We start from the raw sequence: 8,079 nt of genomic DNA, 5'->3' as shown, positions 1-8,079 counted from the left end.
CCGCCGCCCCAGGCACCGCAACGCCCGGCGGACAATCCCTTTGAGCGGATCCTCCGGCAGCCAGCACCGGAGCAGCCGGGGCCGGAAGAGGCCGTGCCACCGGACGTGGAAGACCTCCTGAAGAACCTGCCGGAGAGCGACGATCCGGCCCGGGACCTGGAGGAGATCCTCCGCAACGCCCTGCAAGGCACCCTTGACAGCCAAGGTGGACAATGAAACGCGGCACGCCCCTTGCGATCCTTCTCCTGCTCGTGACCGCCCTGGCGGGCTGCGAGTCCATGACCAGTCAGGACCGGCAGCGCTGGGTGGACATCACCGGCATCTCCGAGCAGATTGTCCGCGCCAAGGAGGAGTCACCGGTGGTGGCCGCCGCCGAGACGGCGCCCGCCGAGACCCCCGGCCCCAAGACCAAGGCCCTGACCGTGGCCAGCGGCGAGGACAATCCCTTTCTGAAGGGCCTGGACGTCAAGACGCCGGAGCGGCTGCCGAAGGTCACCACCGAGGTGGAGCAGGAGGAGGGCGTTCTCCTCAACCTCGACAACACCGATATCTACGAGTTCATCCAGGCCATGGCCGGGTTCCTGGATTTCAACTACATCATCGACCCGGCGGTCAAGGGCGTGGTCAACGTCCGCTCAGCGAAGAAGATCCCGTCCAGCCAGCTCTTCTTCGTCTTCAAGAAGATCCTCAATACCAACGGCCTCGATATCCGCAACGAAGGCGCCTACTACTATATATTCGCGGTGCAAAAGCCCCAGTCCCGCACCATCCAGAGCCCGGACCAGATCGGCACCCTGACCGATTCGCCGCGCATGGTGGTGCAGATCGTGCCGGTGTCCTATCTGGTGCCGGCCGAGGCGGTGAAGCTCCTGGAGCCCCACATCTCGGAGCGGGGCTCCATCGTCGAGGTGCCCAACCAGCACACCCTCATCATCAGCGACTTCGAAAGCAATGTCGTCGACGCCCTGAAGATCCTGTCCATGATGGACATCTCGCCCTTGTCCGGCCTCAAGGTCCGGATGGTGCGGGTGGACAAGGCGCCGCTTTTTGATCTCAAGGACGAGATCGACGAGATCCTGGCTGCCATGAACCTGGCCGGCAAGGATGTGGAGGGGATCTCGGTCATCCCCCTGGAGCGGGTCTCCTCCCTGCTCCTGGTCAGCCGCCACGAATACCTGATCGGCAACGTGGAGGGCTGGATCAAGGAGCTGGACGCCATCCCCTCCGAAGGCCGGGACGACGTCTACATGTACCAGGTGCGCAACTCCGTGGCCTCGGACCTGGCGGAGCTGGTCAGCTCGATCCTGGAAGAGGACGGCGCCGGCACCTCCACCTCCGGGACCGGGAGCGGCACCGGCAGCAGCCGCCGCACCGGCAGCAGCCGCAGCTCCCGGAGCGAGCTGGGCGAGGCGGGCAGCGGCCGGAGCAGCACCCGTGCCCAGGGCCAGAGCCTGTCCTCCCGCAGCAGCCGGACCTCCTCTGGCCTGTCCTCCTCCCGCAGCGGCCGCATGACCGGCGACGGCCAGGACTCCACCCTGGGCAGCCGCAGCAGCCGCACCGGCACCACCACCGGCGGCAGCCGCGGCGGCACCACCACCTTCACCCCCCGCGCCGACAAGCCGCCCCTGGGTCTCGCCGGTGTGCCGACCCTCATCGCCGATGACGACCGCAACATCATCATCATCCGCTCGCAGCCCAGCGACTATCCGAGACTCCTGAAGCTCATCCAACGGCTGGACAACCTGCCCAGCCAGGTGCTGGTGGAGGTGCTGGTGGCGGAGGTCAAGCTGGGCGACGAGTGGCAGCTGGGCCTGGAGTGGTTCCTCAAGGAGCATGCCGACGGCAAGGGCAACTGGCTGCAGCTCGACCACGCCGATCTGGCGTCACCAGGGGCAGACAGCGGCCAGGCCGGCCTCATGTACCGGTTCCTGTCCGACAACGACAAGGTCATGGGCCTCTTGCGCCTCATCGCCGGCCAGACCGATGTCGATATCCTCTCCTCGCCCCAGGTGCTGGTCCTGAACAACGAGACCGCCCGGGTCAACGTCGGCTCCGAGGTGCCGGTGGTCACCGGCGAGATTGTGGACAGCACCACCGGCGAGGTCCCCAACTCCCTCAACCGCAGCATCCAGTACCGGGACACCGGCGTCATCCTGGAGGTGACCCCCAAGATCAATGCCAACGGCATCATCATTTTGGAGGTGTCGCAGCAGGTGAGCAGCCTGTCCAAGACCACCATCAGCGGCATCACCTCGCCGGTGATCGACAAGCGGGAGCTGGAAACCCAGCTGGCCATGCGGGATGGCCAGAGCATCCTCATCGGCGGCCTGATCGGCCGGGACAAAAACGTGACCGAAACCGGCATCCCTATCCTCAAGGACGCGCCGCTGTTCGGCTGGCTGTTCAAATACCGGACCGAGGCGGTCAACCACACCGAGCTTCTGGTGATGATCACCCCGCATGTCATCTCGTCCGAAAACGTGCTGGAGCAGTACGCCAACGCCTTCCACGACCAGGTGCAGACCCTGCGCCAGGAGCTGCGGCGGGGCAACGGCAGTGCCAGCCAGGAGACGGCCGATGCGCCAACTGGTCCTTGACGAGCTGCGGCCCGCCGAGCGGCAGGCCATCCAGGGCTATCTGGCCCAGCATGCCCAACCGGCGGCCATCGAGGGCCTCTTCTGGCTGACCCTGCCGGACGACCTCCTGGCCCCGGCCCAGAGAAGCCATCCGGAGTGCGCGCCCTTCCACCTGGCCATAGAGCTCACCGCCGACGCCTTGCGCTTCGAGCTCCTGGTCCGCACCGGCCACCGCCTGCACTGCCCGTGTATGGCCCACGCCACACCGGCCCAGCGGGACTTCCTGCTGCGCTTCGCCGACCGGCTGGTGGCGGACCTGGACCTGCGCAGCTGACCGCCGGGGTCGCCGAAAACCCTACTTGACAAATGACTAGCACAAGAGTAAACAATCCTGGTCCCAGAGGCCGGCCGGCGGAGACCGCCGTCTGCTGTCTGGCCGCACCAGGGCAGGCGGCAAGGGGGGATGCGCCATGGATCTCGACGATGTCAAAGCCAATCTCACCCTGGACGCCAAGGGCCTGAGCTGCCCGATGCCCCTGCTCAAGACCAAGAAGGCCATGGACCGCCTGGAATCAGGCCAGGTTCTGGAGGTCCTGGGCACCGACCCCGGCAGCAAGAACGACCTCCCCGGCTGGTGTGAGCGTGCAGGCCACACCTATCTGGGGGCTCGGGAAGAGGCGGGGGTGTTCCGGTTCTACATCCGCAAACGGTAGATCGCCCCCCGGGAAGGGCATCCGCGTGCCTGCCGGCGGGCCTTCCCCCCAGACGACGGAGGAAAGCATGGCAAAGAGTCTTGGCATCTTCGTGACAGACGACGGCAACATGCCCCACATCATGGGCATCGTCAAGGCGGCCACGGCGAAAGGCTCGAAGGTGAAGATCTTCTTCACCTGGAAGGGAACCAGGCTGGCCAGGCACCCGGACTTCCCGGCCCTGTGCGCCATGGCCGAGGTGGCCATCTGTGCCGACAGCTACGGCAAGATGGGCTACGACAAGAGCGTACCCCCGGAGGGCCTCACGGAAAAGCAGATGTCCACCCAGGCCCAGCACGGCTACATCATCGAAGGCTGCGACCGCTATCTCACCCTGTAGGGAGGACCTCATGGCCAAAGTCTGTTTCCTGTTCAAGAAGAGCAGCGACGAGCGGGACACGCTGGACGGGATGCGCTCCACCCTCGGCCTGTCCGTCGCCAACCACTACTCCTTCGGCGCGGTCGTCGGCAACCAGCTCGCCCCCTTCGACGACTACAACAAGGAAAACCTGGAATGGATCCGGGACATGGAAGGGGACATGTTCACCGACGTGGCCGCCAACGCCGAGATCAATGGCCTGACCCTGGTCAGCCTGGAAGAGCTGGGCGCCAAGCTCCGGGAGATGGACGTCATCGTCCCGTACGGCGTCAACAACCAGTCCTGACCCTGGCCTCAAGATAGAGCCTCCAGCGAGGAGTGATGCCCATGAAGATCCTGCACGTCTACCGCTCGCAACCCGATGAGGTGGTGCAAAAGCTTGCTGCCATCGTCTCCGAGGGTCATACCGCCGAATCCTTTGACCTCGCCGTGGACGCCCCGGATTACGATCGGCTGGTGGACATGGTGATGGATGCCGACAAGGCCATCTGCTGGTGGTGATGGCAGGCCGGCGCCGGTGAAGAGCTTATCGAGAAAGGCCTCCCTGGGGAGGCCTTTTTTGTTGGGCTCTGCCCGGCCCCCGGCGGCAGCCGATCGGCCCTGCATTTCCCTTGACAGGGTCCGCGAACGGTTCTTAGACTGCCAGCAGCAGGGTCTTGCCGCCCGCCGCCCATGCCCTATGGAAATCATTCCTCCCCCCTCCGAAACATTCTCCCTGGCCCCGGACAAGCTCATGGGCCCGGACGAGGTCGTCGTCCTGGTGGACGATGACGCGGCGATCCGGGAGCCGTTGGCCCTCTACCTGGGCAACCAGGGCTTCCCGGTACTGAGTGCCGCCTCGGCGGCTGGCCTCCTGGAGATCCTCGACCAGCGGCGGGCTGCGCTGGTCATCCTCGACATCGGGCTGCCGGATACCGACGGCCTGTCCCTTCTGCCCCGGATCGTCGGCCGCTACCAGGACCTGGCCATCATCATGCTGACCGGGGTGGTGGACCTGCACGTGGCCCTGGAGTGCATCCGCAAGGGCGCCGACGACTACCTGTCCAAGCCGGTGCAGTTCCACGAGATCCTCCTGGTGGTGAAGCGGGCCCTGGAGAAGCGGCGGCTCGTCATCGACAACCGCCGCTACCAGGAGCAGCTGGAGCGCACCAGCTTCCGCACCGGGCTCCTCCACCAGCTCTCCAACCGGATGAACACGGTCTATCTGTCCACCGTGGAGCTGGACGAGATCCTGCGGGCGGTCCTGGTGGGCATCACCGCCGAGGAGGGCCTGGGGTTCAACCGGGCCTTCCTGGCCCTGTTCGACCAGGACGACACCGTGCTCCGGGGCCGGATGGCCATCGGCCCCTCCTGCCGGGAGGAGGCGGGCCGCATCTGGGACGACATCAAGCAGCAGCGGCTGGGCCTGATGGACATCATCCGGGACTTGGCCGCCTGCCGCCAGGACGACTCGGCGGTCAACCGGGTTATCCGCCAGCTGGCGGTCCCGGTCGCCAGCAGCGACCATATCCTCATCCGGGCCGCCCGGGAGCGCCGGAGCTTCAACATTGTGCAGGGCCAGGGCAACGGCCCGGTGCCGGCCGATCTCATCGGGCTCCTGGGGCACGACTCCTTTGTGGTGGTGCCCCTGTTCTCCCCCAGCCGGGCGCACGGGGTGATCATCGCCGACAACTTCGTCACCCGCCGGCCGGTGAGCGACGAGAACGTCGCCGACCTGGCGATCATCGCCAGCCAGGCCAGCCTGGCCATCGACCAGGCCCAGCTCTATGCCGAGCAGGGACGGCGCATCCAGGAGCTGCAGGACCTGACCCAGGAGCTGGAGAAGAACAAGGATCTTCTGGTCAAGGCCGAGCGCCATGCCGCCCTGGGCCAGGTGGCCGCCCAGCTGGTGCACGCCATCCGCAACCCCATTGCCTCCCTGGGGGGAATGGCCCGGCGGATGCTCAAGACCACTGGCGACAACGAGGTCTGGGGCCGGTATGCCCGGGTGATCGTCAAGGAGTCGGAACGGCTGGAGACCACCCTGGAGGAGATCTTCGATTTCGTGGAGCTGCCGGAGATCAACCCCGAGCCCACCCCCCTCAACACCCTGATCCGCAAGACCATCCTGCTCCTGCAGCCGACGCTGACCCGCCAGGAGATCACCGTGGCCCTGGAGCTGGTGGAGCCGGACCCGGTGCTCCTGGTGGATCCGGTCTACATGAAGCAGGCGGTGCTGCAGATCGCCCGCAACGCCGCCGAGGCCATGCCCGAGGGCGGCACCCTCACGGCCCGCAGCAGGATCGGCGACGATGGCTGGATCCACATCGAGATCGAGGATACCGGTCTTGGCATCGCCGATGCCCACCTGGCCCGGGTGAAGGAGCCCTTCTTCACCACCAAGATGTACGGCACGGGCATGGGCCTGGCCGTGGTGGAGCGGATCGTCTCCAACCACCGGGGCAGCTTCACCATCGGCCCCATGGCCCCCCGGGGCACCCGGGTGCGGATCAACCTGCCCCCGGCCTGACCCGGGCTCCGGGGCCGCGCCCTGACCTGCCGTGCGTATCGTCGCTCCCGCCGGTGCCGGCCTGACCCTTGCCGATCTTCAGCCCACCGCGGGCCGTCCCTCTGCTCCTCCTGGTCAAGACAGCCCCTTCCGCCCCGGCCAGCTGGTGGCGGCCCGGATCCTGGGCCCGGCCGCCGGCGGCGGTCTCCTGCTCGAGATCAACGGCCAAGAGCTCATGGCCGAAACCGATCTCACCCTGCCCGCTGGCCGCAGCCTGTGGCTGCTGGTGCGCCAGGCCGAGCCGGCGGTGGTCCTGTCGCCGGTCCTCCGGGAGGAGGCCCTGGCCGATCTGGGCCGCCAGCTCGCTGCCAGCGCACCGGCCATCGGTCGGATCCTGACCACCCTCCTGGACGAGGGCACCGACCTGCCGGCGCCGCTTGCGGCTCTGCGCCGGGATCTGGCCGCCCTGGCCGCCGACAGCGTGGCGCGGCCCCAGGCCCTGTTGCGCCTCCTGGCCGGCCTCCAGGGACGGACCCCGGGCCCGGAGACCGGCGGCGCAGGGCTTTTGGACCGGCTGACCGAGGGGATCAGCCTGCGGGCCGCCGGCCCCCTGCCCCTCCCCTTGGCCGGCCTGGAGGATCTGCGGGACCTCATGGCCGCCCTGACCACCGCCAACGACCGGCCGGCCACCGACACCCCGGCACCGGTGCTGGCCCTGCCGTTCTGGTTTGCCGGCGGCGCCGGCTGGGGCACCTGGCTCATGACCAGCGGCCAGGCGGCAGGCCAGGCCGGCCGGCCGGGCGTCTCCTGTCTCCTTTTCCAGCTGGCCATGAGCCGCCTGGGCGACGTGGGCCTCAAGGTCACGCTCCAGGGCCAGACCCTGGACGGCGTCTTCACCTTGAGCGACGAGGCCGCCCGCCAGCACCTGGCGCAATCCCTGCCCGCCCTGGAGAAGACCCTGGCCAGCCTCGGCTTTGCACCGGTGCGCCTGGCCGCCCTCCAGAGCGATCGCGCCCCCCTGGCCGCGATCCTGGCCGCCCTGCACCGGGCCAGCGGCGCCCCCGGCACCGGCCTGGTGGACGTCACGGTCTGAGCGGGGCGGCACGCCATTGCCGCAGCTTCGCGCCCGCACCACGGGCAATGGATGGAGCACCGGGCGGTCAGGAGCGCCCCCGATCCTCGCCCCGTTGCCAGGAAAGGTAGACCCCCACAAGGCCAACCAGGATGATGACCAGGTAGGTACCGTGCATGGCGGCCAGGAAGGCCGCGGCATGGGAAGGGATGTAGTCCCGCAGATCCAGGCCGCCGGTGGCCCTGGCGAACAGGATGGCGAAGGCGGCGCCGGAGGAGGCCACGCCCAGGGCCATGCCCATGTTGCGGGCCGTGGCCAGGAGGCCGGCGGAGATCCCCACGTACCGGGGCTCGATGCGGGTGATCACCGAGGCGCTGTTGGGGGACAGGAACATGGCCTGGCCGGCACCCAGGAAGGCCAGGCCCCAGACGACGCCCCAGACGCCGCCGGCCAGGGACAGTCGGGCCAGGCCAGCCAGGCCGATGACGCTCAGCAGGAGACCGCCGGTGGCCAGATGCCGGGAGCCGATGCGGTCGGACAGCCAGCCCGCCGACGGCGCCACCAGCATGGCCACAACCGGCACGGTCATCATCACCAGCCCGGTGCGGGAGGCAGACAGGCCCAGCACCCGCTGCAGGTAGAACGGGGTGAGAAGAAAGACCGAAAAGAGCACGACAAAGGAGATCACGGCCGAGGCCACGGCCATGCTGTAGTAGCGCCGGGAGAAGAGCACCAGGGGCAGGAGCGGCCCGGTCACCCGGCGCTCCACGGCGACGAACAGGCCAAAGGCGGCCAGAGCCAGCAGGCCCAGG

10 protein-coding genes are annotated in these 8,079 nt (G+C 68.0%); 9 read left to right on the top strand and 1 reads right to left on the bottom strand.

Translation table 11 applies throughout. The features are described 5' to 3' along the window. The 9 genes from AB1634_17825 to AB1634_17785 all read left to right on the top strand — a co-directional run. Positions 1 to 216 (top strand): hypothetical protein (locus tag AB1634_17825; GenBank protein ID MEW6221374.1); only part of this gene is annotated, 216 nt, incomplete at its 5' end. Next, positions 213 to 2,597 carry a type II secretion system secretin GspD gene (gene gspD / locus AB1634_17820; GenBank protein MEW6221373.1) on the top strand — a complete coding sequence of 795 codons (2,385 nt, stop codon included), beginning with the start codon at positions 213 to 215 and terminating at the stop codon, positions 2,595 to 2,597. The genes AB1634_17825 and gspD, both read left to right, overlap by 4 nt. Continuing rightward, positions 2,578 to 2,910, top strand: a complete 333-nt coding sequence (locus tag AB1634_17815; GenBank protein ID MEW6221372.1) for a hypothetical protein — start codon at positions 2,578 to 2,580, stop codon at positions 2,908 to 2,910. Before gspD ends, AB1634_17815 begins: the two co-directional genes overlap by 20 nt. A 136-nt stretch (positions 2,911 to 3,046) precedes the next feature. Beyond that, complete coding sequence (locus AB1634_17810) at positions 3,047 to 3,289, top strand: sulfurtransferase TusA family protein (protein MEW6221371.1); 243 nt, start codon at positions 3,047 to 3,049, stop codon at positions 3,287 to 3,289. Positions 3,290 to 3,356: 67 nt separating this feature from the next. Next, positions 3,357 to 3,668 (top strand): peroxiredoxin, encoded by a 312-nt coding sequence (locus AB1634_17805; GenBank protein ID MEW6221370.1) that lies wholly within the window; start codon positions 3,357 to 3,359, stop codon positions 3,666 to 3,668. A 10-nt stretch (positions 3,669 to 3,678) separates the two neighbouring features. Beyond that, positions 3,679 to 3,993, top strand: coding sequence for a hypothetical protein (locus AB1634_17800; GenBank protein ID MEW6221369.1), 315 nt, complete (start codon positions 3,679 to 3,681; stop codon positions 3,991 to 3,993). 41 nt (positions 3,994 to 4,034) lie between these two features. Beyond that, on the top strand, positions 4,035 to 4,208 hold the full coding sequence (locus tag AB1634_17795) for a hypothetical protein (GenBank protein ID MEW6221368.1): 174 nt from the start codon (positions 4,035 to 4,037) through the stop codon (positions 4,206 to 4,208). 178 nt (positions 4,209 to 4,386) lie between these two features. After that, on the top strand, positions 4,387 to 6,216 hold the full coding sequence (locus AB1634_17790; protein MEW6221367.1) for a response regulator: 1,830 nt from the start codon (positions 4,387 to 4,389) through the stop codon (positions 6,214 to 6,216). Positions 6,217 to 6,247: 31 nt separating this feature from the next. Further along, entirely contained in the window at positions 6,248 to 7,288 is a 1,041-nt protein-coding gene (locus tag AB1634_17785; GenBank protein ID MEW6221366.1) for a flagellar hook-length control protein FliK, read from the top strand. Between the two features lie 67 nt (positions 7,289 to 7,355). Here the strand turns inward: AB1634_17785 and AB1634_17780 are convergent. After that, positions 7,356 to 8,079: MFS transporter (locus AB1634_17780; GenBank protein ID MEW6221365.1), on the bottom strand; the 724-nt coding region annotated here is incomplete at its 5' end.

The sequence above is a fragment of the Thermodesulfobacteriota bacterium genome, from assembly GCA_040755095.1.
GTDB lineage: Bacteria > Desulfobacterota > Desulfobulbia > Desulfobulbales > JBFMBH01 > JBFMBH01.
This window is presented reverse-complemented; position numbering and strand designations above follow the sequence as displayed.